Genomic DNA, 16,565 nt, shown 5'->3' on the forward strand with positions numbered 1-16,565 from the left:
ATCTTGTCAAAAGTTCTTCAATTTGTATGTCGCTAAACGAATGCTTAACCTTTTTAACGGCTAGGAAACGGTATCCGTTTTTATATCATGGTTATCTTGTTGAAAATAGCTTGCATCGTCTAGCTTATATGCTAGAGCAACTAGCAAACCAGACGTGCTAGTGGTGGAGTTATTTATAGTTATTAGGATAAGGAAGCTGTGACAGACAAACACCGTGACCTTTTAAGGATGCTGTACGCTTAGCCAGCTTAGGTCTAAAACACGTACTAAAATAAAGCGTTATCAATAGAGATAAATATATACAAGCAGAGAAAAGTTTTAGGGAATAGTTTAGAATAAATGAATAATTATATTGGGGGATGAATCGGATGAAGTTAAAACAAATTTCTTTGGATGTAGAGTGGGTGGAACTAATAAAACAAGCAAGAACATTAGGAGTGCCAATAGAGGAAATTCGACGGTTTTTACGTACGGTACAAAAATATAATAATGTCCCAAAAAATTTGTTTTAGAAATAGTATAACTCACCTCGATTATGGTATAATGCCATTTGAAAGAAGGTGACTGCTTTTGATAGGGGAAAAAATAAAAGAGCTAAGAAAAGCTAAGAAAATGTCTATTTCAGAGCTGGCAGAAAAAGCTGGGGTTGCAAAGTCATATTTGAGCTCAATTGAGCGAGGTATTCAGGTTAATCCCTCCATTCAATTTATTGAAAAAATCAGCATCGTTTTAGGTGTGTCCATAAATGAATTAATTCGAGAAAATCAGAGTAAGCAAAAAGAAGAGTTAGATGAAGAATGGTTAGAAATTGTTCAGGAAGCAATGGAATCTGGTGTATCAAAAGAACAATTTAAAGAATTTCTTGAATTTAATAAGTGGCGAATTAATAAAGAGTGACCGTTAAGCAGTAAGCTGACGGTTTTTTGTTGTTTGTTTAAAATATGATACGATACATAGTTTTATTATAGTAAAGTTTGGGGTAATATGGAAGACAAATTTTTATATTGTGTCCAAATCGTATATGACTTCTCTTTTAACTTGTCAATGACCGATTTAACTCCACGTTTTTAGACGTTATCCGCTCTTAGCTTTATCTTTATTCGTTCATATTAAATTTGATGTCAGCATACATCCACGTAGAAAAAGCGTTCATTCCTTTCTGAAGTTCTATTGTTCTATTGTTTGTAAGCCGCTAACTGAGCGTTTTAAGCTTTTGTTCGGTATCGCGAAAGCAATAATTATTACAACCATTTAGCACTACAAAAAACTTAAGCTAATGGGTAGTTGATCGAAAGTAAAGAAATGGTTGTAATTAATAAAAGAATCCCTTTTTGCCCATGATTAGCATAGTATATAACGTGAAATAAAGGAAGATTTATAATAAAAAATTGAAATTACCATACTCAGAAAAACAGGTTTTCGAGCTTAAGGAAATGAATGAGTTGGAAATAGTTGTGAAAAATTTTAACGTACTTGTTGGAGGTTGTAAAAAATTATTAATTTAAAGTATAAGTAGAGGCTAAGGATTGATCTACTATATACTGGCTAGATAATTTTTCTTTATTTTCGCTTTTTTAGAAAAATAACTAAAAAGATTGTTTAACATTGTACTTTCTAGTAGAATTTATAATGGATTGAATAAAAAATGTATTTTCGCACAAAATGTTGTTGTGAAAAAGCTTGGAAATTGTCAGTTTATGAATAAATGAAATGGTAAAAGGCGGGGAAAATAATGGGTGAGCAAGAAAAGTACAAAAACTTGCTTAGGAAAGTAATTCAGGAAACGGAAAACCATAAAATTCAAACTTCAGAAGAAATGGTGAAAACGCTTATTAAAGAATTGCAAAGCAGTGCTTTAGGCAACACAGCAAATTCATAAGTTATAAGTTGCAAAAAAGCAGTATTCTCCAATAGAGATACTGCTTTTAAGTACATAATTTAGAGACTCTGTAATTGAGAAAGAAAGCCGTTGGTCACTTCAAGGAAAAAAGTGTTTTTTGAATGAAGTTACACTTTATAACGATATTGGTTAACATGAATTTTGTGAAAAAAACCACATTATATGATACGATGTTCTTAACGCAACTTAACTAAAAAGAACAGTTTAAACTAACTTAACAAATAGAAATCAAGAAAAGTAAAAATATTTCCTAGTATATTAAGAGGTTAAAATTTTAGCTCGATAGAAGTTGATCAGATATTGTGAAGTATAAGTGCAACTAACGTAGTCTCCTTCGTCAAAGGCTCGAAGCCAGCTTAAGTTTTCAATAAAATAGTAAGCCATTACTAAATATGATCTAAAGCCCTTACACTAAATCGAATAAGGTACGGATGCTTCAGCCTGTCAACCCTGAGCTTTTGTTCAGGTTGTCTTTTTGTAAACGATAAAAAATTGCTGAAGTCTATTTATTATTCACTTAATGGGCAAAAATTTATTATTTACTGAAGTCGCCGAACTATGTCAAATAATGGGGAATAAAAGGTCTAATGAGAGGTCTGCTTTATCTATATTGAGTTCTATGCATCAGGAAAGGAAGCGAAGCAAATGATTAAAATTACCCCGATATTAATTAAAAATGCAAAGGTATACACGGAAGAACAAGTTATAGAGAACGGGGCTGTGTTAATGCAATCAGGGAAGATTACTGATATTTACCAGCCTGATGGTAAACCTCGTAGTTTACCAGAAAATCTAAAAGTTATCGATGGAACTGGCTTATCTGTTATACCAGGGTTTATAGACGGACATATTCATGGTGCAAATGGTGCAGATGTGATGGATGCTACAGAGGAAGCCTTAGATACGATGGCTTTAGTGCTGCCTAAAGAGGGAACGACAAGTTTTTTAGCTACAACAATTACTCAAGCGCCTGAACAGATTGAACAGGCACTGATAAATGTGCGTAATTATGTTAATAAACCTGGTCAAGCAGAAATGATTGGCGTCCACTTAGAAGGTCCTTTTATTGAAAAAGAAAAAGCAGGCGCTCAGCCATTACAGTATATTATGAATCCTAATCTGAATGTATTTGATCATTGGCAGGAATTATCTGGTAATCAAATAAAGACCATTACGATGGCCCCTGAGCTTGATCCAGAGGGAAGTTTTATAAGTAAATTAGCTGCTAGTGGAGTAAATGTTTCTGCTGGGCATACAGATGCCGATTTTTCCCAGATAAAGCGTGCGATAAAACATGGAGTTCGTCAAGTTACTCATCTATGCAATGCAATGAATGGAATCCATCATCGTGATATCGGTGCAGTGGGTGCAGCAATGGAATTAGAAGAGTTACGAGCAGAATTAATTGCCGATGGGATTCATGTAGTTCCAGAAATGTTGCAAATTATTTATCGCAATACGGGAAGTAAAAGATTACTTCTTATAACAGACGCTATGCGTGCGAAATGTTTACCATCTGGGGAATACGAGTTAGGCGGTCAGCCTGTACATGTTTCAACAGATAGAGCGTTATTAGAAAATGGAACGTTGGCTGGGAGTATTTTGAAGATGCATGAGGGAGCCAAAAATATGCTTCGTCTAAACGATGTTTCATTAAAAAATATTATTGAAATGACATCCGTTAATCCGGCAAAACAAATTGACATATATGATAAAAAAGGAAGTATTACTCCTGGAAAAGATGCTGATGTACTGTTGGTGGATGAGCATTTGTCAATTAAATATACCATTTGCCGTGGAGTAATTGCATTTAAGGGAGATGAAAAGTAATGGAAATCATTAAAGTTAGGAATTATGAAGAGATGAGCGAGCGAGCGGGTGAAATTGTTATTGATACGATCAAGCAATTGAATCAGCCGGTATTAGGTCTAGCTACTGGATCTACACCAGAAGGACTATATCAGTATCTAATAGAAAAACATAAAAATAGAGAAGTATCATTTAAACATGTGACTACATTTAATTTAGATGAGTATGTGGGCTTAGAAAAAGATGATATTAATAGTTATAATTATTACATGAATGAAAAATTATTTAAGCATCTAGATATTCCACGCGAACAAACCCATTTGCCAGATGGAAATGCTTTGGATTTAAATGAAGAGGCATCAGAATATGAAGCACGTATTAAAAATGCAGGAAACATTGATTTGCAAATTCTTGGTCTTGGCTTAAACGGACATATTGGCTTTAACGAGCCGGGAACTCCTTTTACAAGCAGAACCCATATTGTGCAATTAGATGAATCAACCCGTCAAGCCAATGCGCGTTTCTTTATTTCTATAGACGAAGTACCTACACAGGCAATTACTGCAGGAATTGAAACAATTATGGAAAGTAAGCAAATTATTATGCTTGTTTCTGGTGAAAATAAAGCAAAGGCACTAGCACGTCTAGTAAATGGTGAAGTAAATGAAGATTTCCCTGCATCCATTCTCCAAAAACATGATAATGTAAAAATTATCGCGGATGAAGCTGCTTGCAAGCTGATATAGGAACTTAGTAGAAATAGGTACAATTTTCTAGATAAGAACAAAAGCTAGAAGCGCTTGGTTAGCGACGTACAAATAGCAGAACTTCTGAAAAGAAGAACGCTTTTTCTGCGTGCGATGCTTATTCAAGAAGTTTCCCTGTTCTTGAAAAACCGCGATGTATTGCTGTCGTAGCAACTCTGTCCTTGAAAAAGAACTTCGTGTGGTGTATTGCTTCGTAGCTTTCCTAGTCCTGTTACCTGAACAAATTGGGGATTTAGGAGCGATGTTCATTTATCCTAGGAAGGAGATTAAAGTTTGCTAGCAGCACAAGTGCTTAAGGAGACGATAATTTTAAAATTTATCCACCATGGGCAAACGAATAGATTTTCCTAAACAATGAAAAGCCGCCCAAAAGTTTACCCCGCATGCAAGGTGCCGTAAGACTCCCACTTCAAAATCTTGAGTTGATACAAAAGGTCTAAGTGGGAGAAAACGGCACCTAAATGCCCGATTCGTTTAAGGGTCTTTAGGTCATACCTCCTGAGGTACTAACATTCAGTAGGAGATGGAAGAAAACTCCTACTGAATGAAGTTTCACTTTATTTATCAAGCTTTTGGGTGACAGCTATTATAAGCTGAGCAATTCTACATATCAATTTCTATATAGGTTGTATCCGCTTCTGTAATCTCTGCTTGGGCATTCGTATGATCAACAATAAACTCTCTAAATTCCTTCTCCTGTCCAACTTCTACATAGACAATAAACTCTACTTTATCTGTATAGTTAATGGTTTTAAGGATATAGTTTGATTGACGAAAGGCATGTTCCAGTTTACCGGATAATGTGTAATCCACAATAATCGAGAAGCCTTGCATTCGTTGTCTTTTTACAACTCCTGTCGCTTTTATAGCTTGAGATGTCGTATTGCCATAAGCGCGAATTAACCCACCCGCGCCAAGCTTTATACCTCCAAAATAGCGTGTAACAACTACAGCAGTATCTTTGAGCTGTTGTTTTTTTAAAACTTCAAGGATAGGTATTCCAGCAGTACCACTGGGTTCACCGTCATCATTTGCTTTCTGAATTTGATCGTGTTCACCAATTAAATAAGCTGAACAATTATGAGTAGCATCAAAATGTTTTTTCTTGATTTCCTGAATAAAAGCTTGGGCTTCTTCTTCAGTTTCCACTCGTTTAACGTAGCCAATGAACCGGGACTTTTGGATGACTAACTCATTCATCCCTTGGTGTTTTACGGTATAATATTTATCTAACAACTTGCATTCCCTCCTGATTAACATTCATGATAGAATAAGGAAAGCTATCAAAAGCTTAAGGAAATGAACATATTTGAGTATAAAGAAGCACAAGAATTATTCTCAAGTATGCTAAAAGACCCTATAAAAAAATCGTAGGTATGCGTATAATTATATCATAGGTTGGTGGGAAATAATGGCGCAGAGAATTAGTGAAAGAGCTTTAGACTATATTATTAATGAAATGATTGAAGTAGTAGAGAATAGTAAGGATGAGATTTTTAATATTAGCGAAGAAGCGAGAACAGAGCATGAGCATCTTGTAAAAGAATTAAAGGAAACAAAGATCAAAGTGGCGCAACATATTAAAGATGGAGATGAGCTGGAGCAAAAGGTCCGCTTTTCCCGGAGACGCTTAGCCGAAGTAAGCAAATATTTTGATCGATATTCGGAAACGGAAATACGAGAAGTATACGAAATGACTCATGCGATGCAAACGAAATTAGCTATGCTGCGTCAGGAAGAAAGTGTGTTGCGTGAAAAGCGAGATGATTTAGAACGAAGATTAGTAGCGTTAGGCCAAACGATTAAGCGGGCAGAAGGATTAGCAGGAAAAATTTCTGTCGTGCTTAATTATTTACAAGATGACTTTCAACAAGTAAATGAAATGCTTGAAGAAGCAAAAGAAAAGCAAGAATTCGGTTTGAAAATAATTGAAGCTCAAGAGGAAGAAAGACGAAAAATATCAAGAGAAATTCATGATGGACCAGCACAGATGCTGGCAAATATTTTATTACGTTCGGAACTCGTTGAGCGTACTTGCCGTAATCGAGATGTAGAGCAAGCCTTAGAAGAAATTAAAAGCGTACGTAAAATGATACGATCTTCTTTATATGAAGTACGTAGAATCATCTATGATCTTCGCCCGATGGCTTTAGATGACCTTGGCCTTATTCCAACGATCAAAAAATACGTAGCTACCATTTCTGATTATAATGAGATAAAGATTGAATTTATTTCGATGGGTGAAGAAAAGCGATTACATCAAAAATATGAAATAGCTTTTTTTCGGCTAGTTCAGGAAGCGTTGCAAAATGCTGTTAAACACGCAGAAGCCTCATTAATTCAGGTAAAGTTGGAAATTGGCAAGAGTAGTTTAACTATGATTATTAAAGATAATGGAAAGGGTTTCGACCCCTCGATGAAAAGGGACAAGTCATTTGGATTAATCGGTATGAGAGAGCGGGTTGAAATGCTAGAAGGAGAAATGGAGATTTCCTCCAAAATTGGAAAAGGTACAACTATTTTCATAAAGGTTCCATATACGTCAGTATAGCGGTATAATATAAAAAGATACTGAATTGTTATATTAAATATAAATATAATGCGTTCTATCATAAATAGCTTCTAGATTAAATAAAACAATTCTATATGGGAGGAACGAATACATGACTGCGGAAAGAAAATTACGAATTATATTAATTGATGACCATAAGCTGTTTCGAGAAGGGGTTAAAAGAATTTTAGATTTTGAACCTTCTTTTGAGGTGGTTGCAGAAGGTGATGATGGATCAATGGCTGCTAAGCTTGTGAAGGAGCATAATCCAGATGTCGTGCTAATGGATATTAATATGCCGAATATGAATGGTGTTCAAGCAACAACAGACCTCGTTCGCTATTTTCCTAACACGAAAGTTATTATTCTCTCTATCCACGATGATGAAAGTTATGTCACGCATGCATTAAAAACAGGAGCACAAGGTTATTTGCTTAAAGAAATGGATTCAGATGCACTTATTGAAGCAATTAAGGTTGTAAGTGACGGTGGATCTTATCTCCATCCAAGAGTTACTCATAATTTAGTGATGGAATATCGTCGTCTTGCTAAAGACCATGTTTCTTCTTTGTCTGATAATGGTGTTGAATATCGCCAACCACTTCATTTGTTGACGAAAAGGGAATGCCAAGTTCTACAATTGTTAGCAGATGGAAAAAGTAATCGGGCTGTAGCTGAAACATTATATATTAGTGAAAAAACTGTCAAAAACCATGTGAGTAATATATTGCAAAAAATGAATGTGAATGACCGTACGCAAGCTGTAGTTGCTGCTATTCGTAAAGGATGGGTTGAAGTTATTTAAAGGCAGCTAGTTAAATCATGTAATAAATACTCCAAACTTAAAAACTTCATTAAAATAACGAAGATACATAGTGTCACCATCCTTTTTGGAAGTGGCACTTTCATCTTATTTCCCCTTTTTTCTAAACGACTTTAGTTTTGCAAGTGATAATGTTTTAAAGTGGACGATAGATGAAGTCAAGCTTAAGAAGCGTAAGTGTATAGAACACACAATGGAATAAAAAAATCCTTTTATGGATAATGGCGAAGGAAAGGTTCTTCATATGCTAGGTTTTTTTCTGTCTGTAAAAGAATGCATTTTTTAATACTTTCATGTAAAATAAAATGGAAACTGTTCTATTAAATGCTCATAGTTTCATAGTGAGCTAAAGTACATGAAAGAGGAGAAGGTTTGTATGAAAGTTGCTGTAATGACAGACAGCACGGCTTATATAGACAAAGAAATACGTGATAAACATCAGATTTATATGGTGCCTTTAAGTGTCCAATTTGCTGATGCTTCTTATCGTGAGGAAATTGATATTACGACAGATGAATTCTATCGGAATTTAAAAGAGAGTAAGGAATTACCAAAGACTTCTCAACCATCGATCGGAGATATTACAAGCTTACTAGAAGGACTAGCAAAAGATTATGATGCAGTTATATCTATTCATCTTTCCAGTGGCATTAGTGGTACATATCAAGCAGTGGTAAGTGCAGGGGAAATGGTAGAAGGAATTGATGTTTATGCCTATGACTCTGAAAGAAGCTGTATGGCTCAAGGTTTTCTAGTATTAGAAGCTGTTGAATTGATTGCAAAAGGGAAACAACCCGCTGAAGTTATTAAACGGCTTGATGAAATTAAAGCTGGTACACGCAGTTATTTTATGGTTGATGACTTAAGTAATTTACAGCGTGGAGGGCGCTTAAATGGTGCTCAAGCAATTATTGGCAGTCTCTTACAAGTAAAGCCGATCCTGCATTTCGTAGACAAGATTATTGTACCGTTTGAAAAAATCAGAACAAAGAAAAAAGCCATCCAGCGAATACTTGATTTACTGGAGGAGGATGCTTCTCAAGGTCAGCGATTAAAAATAGCGTTTATCCATGCTAATAGGGAAGCAGAAGCAATAGAACTGCAACAAAAGTTTTTAGCTAAATATCCGGATATGGATACGACCATCAGCTATTTTGGACCGGTAATTGGTACTCATTTAGGAGAAGGTGCATTGGGAGTAACCTGGTATAAAAAATGAATGATTGGTTAGTCAATAACCTAACGGCGTATAAAAAACCTCTACTAATTTATTATAGGGAGGTTTTTTAATACGTATAAGTTAAACCGGCAAAAAGGAAAGTTTTAAATAAGCCTTATTGGTGGAGCAGCACCTAATCTAGGTCAAATTGTTTTCCTTTTTATTAATAAAATAGTGATTTTTTGAAAAATTCCCTCTTGACATTCTATTATTAACGATATATAGTGGTGGTTAAGTTTAAGGGGATGTTCAAAAAGTTAAAATGACACAGCCAATTTTACCGTTGTCTAGGAATTTATATCCATTTCTACATTGCCACTAAATCTTTTTGAAAACTAAAAATACTTAACTTGAGCGCTAAAGCTGTAGCAAACCCCACTAAACGAGTGCTTCTAGCTTCTGCTCTCGGCTTGTCTCTACTGCACTACACACACTGCGCTAACGAAACTACGCTGCCTAGAACTTCGACTCAACAGAAGGTGGTCGTGTTGGCGTTGCAAAGGTTTCGTATCTTGGTCACCTTGGTTCTTCTTTTTGAACATTCCTTTAAATAAAAAAATATGTATATTATTTTCTTATCCAGAGAGGTGGAGGGACTGGCCCGATGAAGCCCGGCAACCTTGTGCATTCGTTGCGCAATAAGGTGCCAATTCCTGCAAAACTGTTTTTGTTTTGAAAGATAAGAGAGGTGATGTAATGTCTTCTATAGCCCCTCTGTCTTTGACAGAGGGGCTTTTATAATAGTGGCGACATGAAGGTTAGCTTTTTTGTACTATAGGAAAGTATAAAACTTTAGGCTTTATAGTATAAGAAAAACTACAGCTTTCGCTAAAGACTTGGCGATAAGCTAAGTTTTTCTAAAAAAAGTAGCTTCATTATCTAGTTGAAGTGCTTAAGCGGTAGCGAACTTTGTTCTTCTTCCTGCGTTAAAGTAAAACATCGGCTCAATCTAGAGGAAGACCGACTAAAAGCGGGCTTCCCGTAAGCGTCAGCATACCCCTGTTTTAGAAGCATGTTTTCTTTTCCTGAATGGAGGATCCGTATTTTTCTCATGTTTTTTCACATGTTCGCAAAATCATAAGCAGATGATCGACAATACGGAGGAGCTGTGGCAACAGTACACTGCGTTTTTTCAAAGGACATAGAAATCTTTGGCAGCGACACATTGTGATTTTTCAAGGGCAACGAAAGCTACTTGAATAGACATCCCACCTAGAAAAAGCGTTTTTCAAGGACAGAGAAGCTTCGTCGTAAATTAAGGTAATACCTTAAAAATTTTTGAATTTGAACAAAAATTGCGCTTTTACAATCGTTTAACGCAAGTATTAACCAATTAAGTCAAACTGTAGATTAACTGAACTACTGCCTTGGATAAAAGTCTACTTAATTTATCGGAAAAGAATGTTTTTATTGCTAGAAGAAAAAACAGTGGTTGTATGTTTAGCAAGTTCTTAATTCGAGATAGTCGAAAGGAATGTTGTTTTTTATGAATGTATATGGTTATGGTTGGCTGAATTCCAAGCCTTGGTTTGGGGCATTGCAACGGTCACGACATTATTTTTATCCCGCATGTAAGGTGCCGTAAGACTCCTGCTTCAAGAGTCTTTAGTTGATACAAAGAGTCAAAGTAGGGGAAAACGGTACCTAAATGCCCGATTGGTTCAAGGGCCTTTAGGTCATACCCTTGTTGGTACTAAGATTCAGTAAGAGATGGAAGCAAACTCCTACAGAATGAAGTTTTACTTTATGAATATATTTGCTTTTTAAAATCTCCAGGGTATAGCTATGTTTAGTCTGTTAGTCGGAATATTCATTCCACTTGTAACTGTGTCAAATATGTCTGTATCGAAAGGTATAGTGCTGTAAAATCCGACAAGATAGGGATACTGCATTTGTTTTTTTGATGTTTCTCTATGAGTTGTCATAAAAGGTTAGAAGAGAATTTTCAGGAAGTTCGGCAGAATAATACATTGAATTTTAATGCTTGTTTATTTCTGGGCGGCTTATGTTTCTAAGTGTAAGTTTTTCTGCTGGCTGAATTATTTAGTCTTTGCTAGAAGCAAAAAATATATTGGAGGTTTATTTAGATGGATCAAAGAGAATTGCGAAATTGCTTTGGGCATTTTGCTACGGGTGTATGTGTAGTAACGTGGAAGGATGATAACCACAACCGAAAAGGAATCACAATTAATTCATTTACTTCTGTTTCCCTTCATCCACCTCTTGTATTAATTTCTATCAATAAGCAATCAAGGTCATTAAATAGTTTAAAAAAACAAAATTTTATAGTCAATATTTTATCTACAGAACAAAAGGAGTATGCGATTTATTTTGCAAGACAGTCACAAGAAAATCTAGTTATTGACTGGCAGGAGGATTCGCATATTGGTCCCAAATTGAATAATACGGTTGCAACAATGGAATGCACACCTTGGGCAGAGTATGACGGAGGAGATCATTTGCTTCTATTAGGGCAGGTGGTAACTTTTTCTTATAACGAAAATGAATGTTTGTTGTTCCATAAAGGAAAGTTTTTACAAACAAAAATGGAAACTGTGATTAAATAAAAGGCCAAAGGAGAAAAAGTAAAATGAGTATTCGAACAGGAAAGCAGTATCTAGAAAGTTTACGAAATAGAAAAACAAATGTGTGGTTAAATGGGGAACGGATGGACAATATTGTAGATCATCCATATTTTTCACAGCCTATCAAGGAAATTGCCAAGCTGTACGATATGCAGCATAATCATGAATACCAAGATAAAATAACACATATTTGTGAAGAAACTGACACAAGAGTTAGTAATGCATTTTTGATACCTGCTAAAAAAGAACATTTACAAATGCGTCGTCAACTCTATGAATTATGGGCAGAATCAACGTTTGGTCTCATGGGGAGAACGCCAGATAGCTTAAATTCGGTTATTACTGGGATGGCTGCAAACCATTTATTTTTTCGTAAGTATGGGAATGAGTATGGAGATAATATTATTAATTATTTTAAGTATATAAGAGATCATGACTTGTTTTTAACACATGCCATTGTAAATCCGCAAAATGATAGAAGGAAAACTTCATACGAACAAGAACATGAATTCACACATTTGGGGGTTGTCAAAGAAACAGATGAAGGATTAATTGTAAGAGGGGCTAAGATGCTGGCTACACTTGCACCAATCGTAGACGAAATTATTATTTATACGTATCCTGGTTTTAGACCAGGAGATGAAAAGTATGCTGTTGCATTTGCTTTGCCAATCGATACCCCGGGTCTTCATTTATATTGTCGGGAACCGGCACAGGATGGCCAACGTTCGACTTGGGATCACCCTTTAGCATCAAGGTTTGAAGAAGCGGACGCTTTAGTAGTATTTCATGATGTGTTCGTTCCTTGGGATCGTGTATTTATTAATCAAAATGTAGAAGCCGCTAATTTACTTTATCAAACTGCAGGTGTTAATCACCAGTCAGCACATCAATCCGTGGTAAGGGGATTTGTTAAACTCGCTTTTGTAACAGAGGTGACGTGTGCTCTTGCCGATTCGGTCGGCGTAGATGAGTTTTTGAATGTTCAAAATCAATTAGCAGAACTAATTCAAAATATAGAAACGCTTAGAGCACTCCTTTATACTGCTGAGAATCAGTACGAAATTCATTCTACAAATGAGATAATTCCTAATCCATTAGCGGTGGAAACAATGAGAGGAGTATTACCGGTTATCTATCCAAGAGCAATACAAATATTGCAAACCATTGGTGCAGGTGGCTTATTAATGTCACCATCGGAAGGGGATTTTACGAATCCTGAAATTGCTGATGATCTGCATAAATATTATACGGGGAGACGAGAAGTAACATCAGTAAGGAGAGTTAGGTTATTTAAACTCGCCTGGGATCTATGTGGGGAAGCTTTTGGACAACGACTTGTCCAATATGAACGATATTACTCCGGTGATCCAGTAAGGAAAAGAGGATTATTTTATAAGCAATATAAGAAAAGTAATCCGTCCTATTCGCGTGTAGACAGAGCATTAAAAGAAGCGTTGCAGCTTTCTGCAACATTTCAAGTAAAAGCATGAAAATAGGTATGGATGTAACATGAAAAAGTTGCTCCATCGGATGGGTAAACTGATGGAGCAACTTTAAAGTGCTTAGCTTACAGATTCACTTACTTTCTCGTTGTTAACATCAGCTCTTTCTCGCAGTGAACGATACTTGAACATAAAGACAAGAAATGACAGTACGGCAAATAGAGCAAAATAAATCATTAATATACTAATATCGTCCCACATATTGGAGGTATTTCCTAGTGTAATAATATTTCGATAGCTGTTTATAGAATACGTAAATGGTAAAAAGATACTTAGATTACGTAATTCTTCTGGAAGCATATCAACTGGCAATGCTGATCCCGTTGTAGATAATTGAAGAACAACAAATGCTAACGCAAGGAATCTACCAATATTTCCAGCTAAACCTACTAAGAATAAAACAATCATTTAGAAAGTTAGGCTTACCATAATAGAAAATAAAACGAAGGAAATATCGCTTTGAACATTGAAGCCTTTAGTAGTTTTGAAGTATATGGAGATTATGATGAAATTATGGGGGAGGATGTCTGGAAAAGCAAGCAATCTCACAAATGATTGATTATGCTTTCTCAAAAAGAGTTAATGAACTTCAAATAGAAATGTCTCGAAAATTGTATAAAACCGAAACAGTAGTAGTTTGACTATTTAATACATATGGACCAGGAGAGTACTATAGCAATTATCGTTGTCATCTGCCTATTCTGCTACAGAGCTTTACATAACATGCGATATACAGTGTACACTAATCATTATAGAACTAGTACATATATAAAAGATTGTGTAACAACATTAGCAAATATAGTAACTAATTTTAAACAGGGAGAAGTCTACAATATAGGTAGTGAATATTATCATAGTATAAAGGAAGCTTCTGATATTGTTTTAGATTATATAAGTAAGATGGACTCCCTGGTAACTTATAAAGAAGTTGAACCGCTAACAACAAAAATAAAGAGAGTAGATATTACAAAATCAAAACGTGATTTTAATCATGAAACAACGATTAAAATTGCAGAGGGAATTCCTTTAACAATTGATTGGATGAGAAGTGTTTACCAGAAAATATGAGGCCGTACTCAATAGATATTAATATGATGAAATTACTGAGACAAAAGAATTTAATAAAGGAAGATAGTCGTGATGAACAATATTAAAAAATTAGGTATTCCTTTTTCTAAATCTACTCTAATAGAGACAGTATATCTCTTAACAGAGCATATACAAAGCGATACTAGAAAGGGAATATTCCATCTAATAACTATTAATCCAGAGATTGCAATGACATATCAGTCCGATGATCTTTTCAAAAGCATTGTAAAAGAAGCAGACTTAATCACTCCGGATGGGATTGGCATAGTTTTAGCATCTAGATGGCTTGGGGATCCTATTTCTGAAAGAGTTACTGGGTATGAACTTTTAATTAATTTATTAGAAAGAGGAGACGGGTTAGGTTGGAGTTTTTATTTTCTAGGAACTGAAGAAAACACAAATAGAAAAGCTGTGGAAAAGATTTCAATTCAATATCCGGGTATAACTATATCGGGCAGGCATCATGGTTTTTTTAATACCTGGGAAGAGAAGGGAATTATAACAGAAATTCAACAGAAGAAGCCGGATATTATAATAGTAGCGATGGGAGCACCTTTTTCAGATAAATAGATATATAAAAACAAAAAGTCTTTTTCTTACGGAAATGTGGTTGTTTTGGAAGTCAGAGGTGGTCTGGACGTGTTATCGGGAGATGTTAGAGAAACACCTGAAATATGGAGAAAACTTTATTTAGAATGGTTGTATCGTTTGATTTCTGTTCCAGCTAAAAAAGGTCAAAAGACAATTAGCTATCCCAAAAATTTATTTATCAGGTTATCAGAAGAAACAAGAATTAGTTACAGATAATTTCGATAGAAAGGGAGCTATTCTGATCCCTATGTTAGTAGGAATCTGTTTAAATACTTGGTAATGAAGGGGTTTACAAGTTATTTACCATTTGAACGTTGTGGGATTTTTCCTATTCCCCCAATGATGAAATTGGGATCGGTTTATCAGGTCATCGATTTGATATAAAAGCAATTCAAGAGATTACGGAAGATGTACGAAATTTCCCGCTAATTAACAATGGTTTAGAACTATTACGATTGTTTGGTGATGGAATAAAATTTTTACAGCCGCTTTATATTCCTGATGCTAAAGATAGTTTTCCTATCAGGTATATTCAACAATTTCAATTAAAATCTGTAGTTGTAGCGCCAATTTTCAAAGCTTCTAATCATGAATTAATCGGGGCTGCTATTCCTTGATCAAGGAGCAAATAAACAGTTTACAATGTCACAGGATACGTATACAGCATTGATTAAGTTCGGACAAAGTGCAGGAGAAATTATCGGAAAGTTTAAAATTAATATGAATTACTTCAATAAAACACTACATCTTTCATTAAGAGAAATTGAAGTATTAACATTGATGGCAGATGGAGAATCAACAAGTAGTGCTGCTGATTAAGTACACTTGAGTGAGTATACGGTAAGAGATTATATTACAAAAATCATGCAGAAAATATGAAGGCGAAGAATCGTACGGAAGCAGTAGCCTATGCAATTAGGCATGGAATGATCTAAAGTCATTTCTGTATAGACAAACTCGAGCAAGATAAAAAGGAGCTAATTAACTATATTTGCTTCTTTTTTCCCGTATGTAAGATGCCGTAAGACTCCCACTTCAAAAAGAAAATTATTTATAGAATGTCAGTTTTACGTGTCCAACGAAGCAAGTAGGTAGTCAGCTGTGCCATAAAACTTGTCTCCAGTCTAGTTTTCTTTATACGTTAGGAAAAGACAAAATTTTAGACAGTGGTTAAGGCACGAAGTAGATTTTTTATGTTGAACGTATAAATGCAACCAGGTAGTATCCTGCTCTAAAGCTTGCCTCGGTTAGCTATGTTTTCTATATCCTGCTGTGACGGCGATCCGATTATCCATGCTTTCTTCTTTGTATATAGAGTCAATTAAATCTTCATATCTGTTTTCAATAATATCTGTTTTAAGAGATAGCTTTGGGGTTAATTCTCCTCCGTCAATGGTCCATTCATCGCTAATAATAATTACTTTTTTAGGCTGTGCATAATTCGTAAATTTCTTAGTTAGCTTGATTACTTCTTCATTTAAAAGTTGTTGTACTTTTTTATCATTACATAGTGCTTCTCTGGAATTTGTATTCATTCCTCGCTTCTTGGCCCAAGGAATTAAATTTTCGTAATCTGGATTTACCAATGTAATCACGTATTTCCTTTTGTCACCAACTACAAGCGATTGACTAATATATGCACTTTCGTTTATAGCCGTTTCAACTGGAGCTGGTGCCACATTCATTCCGGTAGATAGAACAAGAATCCGCTTTTTACGGTCGATAA

The 16,565-nt window shown here is 35.2% G+C and carries 16 protein-coding genes, 1 pseudogene and 1 riboswitch; of the genes and pseudogenes, 14 read left to right on the top strand and 3 right to left on the bottom strand.

Annotated elements, in window-relative coordinates:
• Nucleotides 1–368 precede the first annotated feature (368 nt).
• The 5 genes from JNUCC74_RS06010 to nagB all read left to right on the top strand — a co-directional run bounded on the left by JNUCC74_RS06010 (nucleotide 369) and on the right by nagB (nucleotide 4,455).
• The gene (locus JNUCC74_RS06010; protein WP_143695831.1) at nucleotides 369–512 is read left to right on the top strand and encodes an anti-repressor SinI family protein; all 144 of its coding nucleotides are present in this window, start codon (nucleotides 369–371) and stop codon (nucleotides 510–512) included.
• A 58-nt stretch (nucleotides 513–570) separates the two neighbouring features.
• Nucleotides 571–897: a helix-turn-helix domain-containing protein gene (locus JNUCC74_RS06015; protein WP_077319981.1), complete on the top strand. Its 327-nt coding sequence runs from the start codon at nucleotides 571–573 to the stop codon at nucleotides 895–897.
• An 835-nt stretch (nucleotides 898–1,732) separates the two neighbouring features.
• Nucleotides 1,733–1,879: a hypothetical protein gene (locus tag JNUCC74_RS06020; protein ID WP_179104397.1), complete on the top strand. Its 147-nt coding sequence runs from the start codon at nucleotides 1,733–1,735 to the stop codon at nucleotides 1,877–1,879.
• A gap of 666 nt (nucleotides 1,880–2,545) precedes the next feature.
• Entirely contained in the window at nucleotides 2,546–3,730 is a 1,185-nt protein-coding gene (gene nagA, locus JNUCC74_RS06025) for an N-acetylglucosamine-6-phosphate deacetylase (RefSeq protein ID WP_454067305.1), read from the top strand.
• On the top strand, nucleotides 3,730–4,455 hold the full coding sequence (gene nagB, locus JNUCC74_RS06030) for a glucosamine-6-phosphate deaminase (protein ID WP_454067306.1): 726 nt from the start codon (nucleotides 3,730–3,732) through the stop codon (nucleotides 4,453–4,455). Before nagA ends, nagB begins: the two co-directional genes overlap by 1 nt.
• A gap of 624 nt (nucleotides 4,456–5,079) precedes the next feature.
• On the opposite strand, the gene JNUCC74_RS06035 is transcribed toward nagB, so the two are convergent.
• Nucleotides 5,080–5,712, bottom strand: a complete 633-nt coding sequence (locus JNUCC74_RS06035) for a YigZ family protein (protein WP_454067307.1) — start codon at nucleotides 5,710–5,712, stop codon at nucleotides 5,080–5,082.
• Between the two features lie 175 nt (nucleotides 5,713–5,887).
• Here JNUCC74_RS06035 and JNUCC74_RS06040 point away from each other — a divergent pair, with 175 nt between their 5' ends.
• The 5 genes from JNUCC74_RS06040 (at nucleotide 5,888) to JNUCC74_RS06060 (ending at nucleotide 13,147) form a co-directional block, all read left to right on the top strand.
• Nucleotides 5,888–7,027, top strand: a complete 1,140-nt coding sequence (locus JNUCC74_RS06040) for a sensor histidine kinase (RefSeq protein WP_454067308.1) — start codon at nucleotides 5,888–5,890, stop codon at nucleotides 7,025–7,027.
• A gap of 112 nt (nucleotides 7,028–7,139) precedes the next feature.
• Nucleotides 7,140–7,832 (top strand): response regulator, encoded by a 693-nt coding sequence (locus JNUCC74_RS06045; protein WP_077319986.1) that lies wholly within the window; start codon nucleotides 7,140–7,142, stop codon nucleotides 7,830–7,832.
• Between the two features lie 394 nt (nucleotides 7,833–8,226).
• Complete coding sequence (locus JNUCC74_RS06050) at nucleotides 8,227–9,069, top strand: DegV family protein (protein WP_454067309.1); 843 nt, start codon at nucleotides 8,227–8,229, stop codon at nucleotides 9,067–9,069.
• Nucleotides 9,070–9,641: 572 nt separating this feature from the next.
• Nucleotides 9,642–9,755: riboswitch (SAM riboswitch) on the top strand.
• Nucleotides 9,756–11,156: 1,401 nt separating this feature from the next.
• Entirely contained in the window at nucleotides 11,157–11,636 is a 480-nt protein-coding gene (locus JNUCC74_RS06055; RefSeq protein WP_454067310.1) for a flavin reductase family protein, read from the top strand.
• A 23-nt stretch (nucleotides 11,637–11,659) separates the two neighbouring features.
• Nucleotides 11,660–13,147, top strand: coding sequence for a 4-hydroxyphenylacetate 3-hydroxylase family protein (locus JNUCC74_RS06060; protein ID WP_454067311.1), 1,488 nt, complete (start codon nucleotides 11,660–11,662; stop codon nucleotides 13,145–13,147).
• Nucleotides 13,148–13,219: 72 nt separating this feature from the next.
• Here the strand turns inward: JNUCC74_RS06060 and JNUCC74_RS06065 are convergent, their stop codons facing one another.
• Entirely contained in the window at nucleotides 13,220–13,567 is a 348-nt protein-coding gene (locus tag JNUCC74_RS06065) for a hypothetical protein (RefSeq protein ID WP_454067312.1), read from the bottom strand.
• A 315-nt stretch (nucleotides 13,568–13,882) separates the two neighbouring features.
• On the opposite strand from JNUCC74_RS06065, the gene JNUCC74_RS06070 reads away from it, so the two are divergent.
• The 4 genes and pseudogenes from JNUCC74_RS06070 to JNUCC74_RS06085 all read left to right on the top strand — a co-directional run bounded on the left by JNUCC74_RS06070 (nucleotide 13,883) and on the right by JNUCC74_RS06085 (nucleotide 15,658).
• The gene (locus JNUCC74_RS06070; RefSeq protein ID WP_454067313.1) at nucleotides 13,883–14,227 is read left to right on the top strand and encodes a hypothetical protein; all 345 of its coding nucleotides are present in this window, start codon (nucleotides 13,883–13,885) and stop codon (nucleotides 14,225–14,227) included.
• A gap of 210 nt (nucleotides 14,228–14,437) precedes the next feature.
• Nucleotides 14,438–15,055, top strand: a pseudogene (locus tag JNUCC74_RS06075) (WecB/TagA/CpsF family glycosyltransferase).
• Nucleotides 15,056–15,153: 98 nt separating this feature from the next.
• Nucleotides 15,154–15,456: a hypothetical protein gene (locus JNUCC74_RS06080; protein WP_454067314.1), complete on the top strand. Its 303-nt coding sequence runs from the start codon at nucleotides 15,154–15,156 to the stop codon at nucleotides 15,454–15,456.
• 25 nt (nucleotides 15,457–15,481) lie between these two features.
• Nucleotides 15,482–15,658, top strand: coding sequence for a hypothetical protein (locus JNUCC74_RS06085; RefSeq protein WP_454067315.1), 177 nt, complete (start codon nucleotides 15,482–15,484; stop codon nucleotides 15,656–15,658).
• Nucleotides 15,659–16,086: 428 nt separating this feature from the next.
• Here JNUCC74_RS06085 and JNUCC74_RS06090 read toward each other — a convergent pair whose 3' ends face one another.
• Nucleotides 16,087–16,524: a hypothetical protein gene (locus tag JNUCC74_RS06090; protein ID WP_454067846.1), complete on the bottom strand. Its 438-nt coding sequence runs from the start codon at nucleotides 16,522–16,524 to the stop codon at nucleotides 16,087–16,089.
• Nucleotides 16,525–16,565 lie beyond the last annotated feature (41 nt).

Source organism: Cerasibacillus sp. JNUCC 74, assembly GCF_053667775.1.

Bases quoted from the DNA above. Each gene is read 5' to 3' on its own strand.
- JNUCC74_RS06040 (WP_454067308.1), top strand. From the start codon at position 5,888: ATGGCGCAGAGAATTAGTGAAAGAGCTTTAGACTATATTATTAATGAA.
- JNUCC74_RS06010 (WP_143695831.1), top strand. From the start codon at position 369: ATGAAGTTAAAACAAATTTCTTTGGATGTAGAGTGGGTGGAACTAATA.
- JNUCC74_RS06055 (WP_454067310.1), top strand. From the start codon at position 11,157: ATGGATCAAAGAGAATTGCGAAATTGCTTTGGGCATTTTGCTACGGGT.
- JNUCC74_RS06050 (WP_454067309.1), top strand. From the start codon at position 8,227: ATGAAAGTTGCTGTAATGACAGACAGCACGGCTTATATAGACAAAGAA.
- JNUCC74_RS06020 (WP_179104397.1), top strand. From the start codon at position 1,733: ATGGGTGAGCAAGAAAAGTACAAAAACTTGCTTAGGAAAGTAATTCAG.
- nagA (WP_454067305.1), top strand. From the start codon at position 2,546: ATGATTAAAATTACCCCGATATTAATTAAAAATGCAAAGGTATACACG.
- JNUCC74_RS06070 (WP_454067313.1), top strand. From the start codon at position 13,883: ATGCGATATACAGTGTACACTAATCATTATAGAACTAGTACATATATA.
- JNUCC74_RS06065 (WP_454067312.1), bottom strand. From the start codon at position 13,567: ATGATTGTTTTATTCTTAGTAGGTTTAGCTGGAAATATTGGTAGATTC.
- JNUCC74_RS06085 (WP_454067315.1), top strand. From the start codon at position 15,482: ATGTCACAGGATACGTATACAGCATTGATTAAGTTCGGACAAAGTGCA.
- nagB (WP_454067306.1), top strand. From the start codon at position 3,730: ATGGAAATCATTAAAGTTAGGAATTATGAAGAGATGAGCGAGCGAGCG.
- JNUCC74_RS06045 (WP_077319986.1), top strand. From the start codon at position 7,140: ATGACTGCGGAAAGAAAATTACGAATTATATTAATTGATGACCATAAG.
- JNUCC74_RS06090 (WP_454067846.1), bottom strand. From the start codon at position 16,524: ATGAATGTGGCACCAGCTCCAGTTGAAACGGCTATAAACGAAAGTGCA.
- JNUCC74_RS06060 (WP_454067311.1), top strand. From the start codon at position 11,660: ATGAGTATTCGAACAGGAAAGCAGTATCTAGAAAGTTTACGAAATAGA.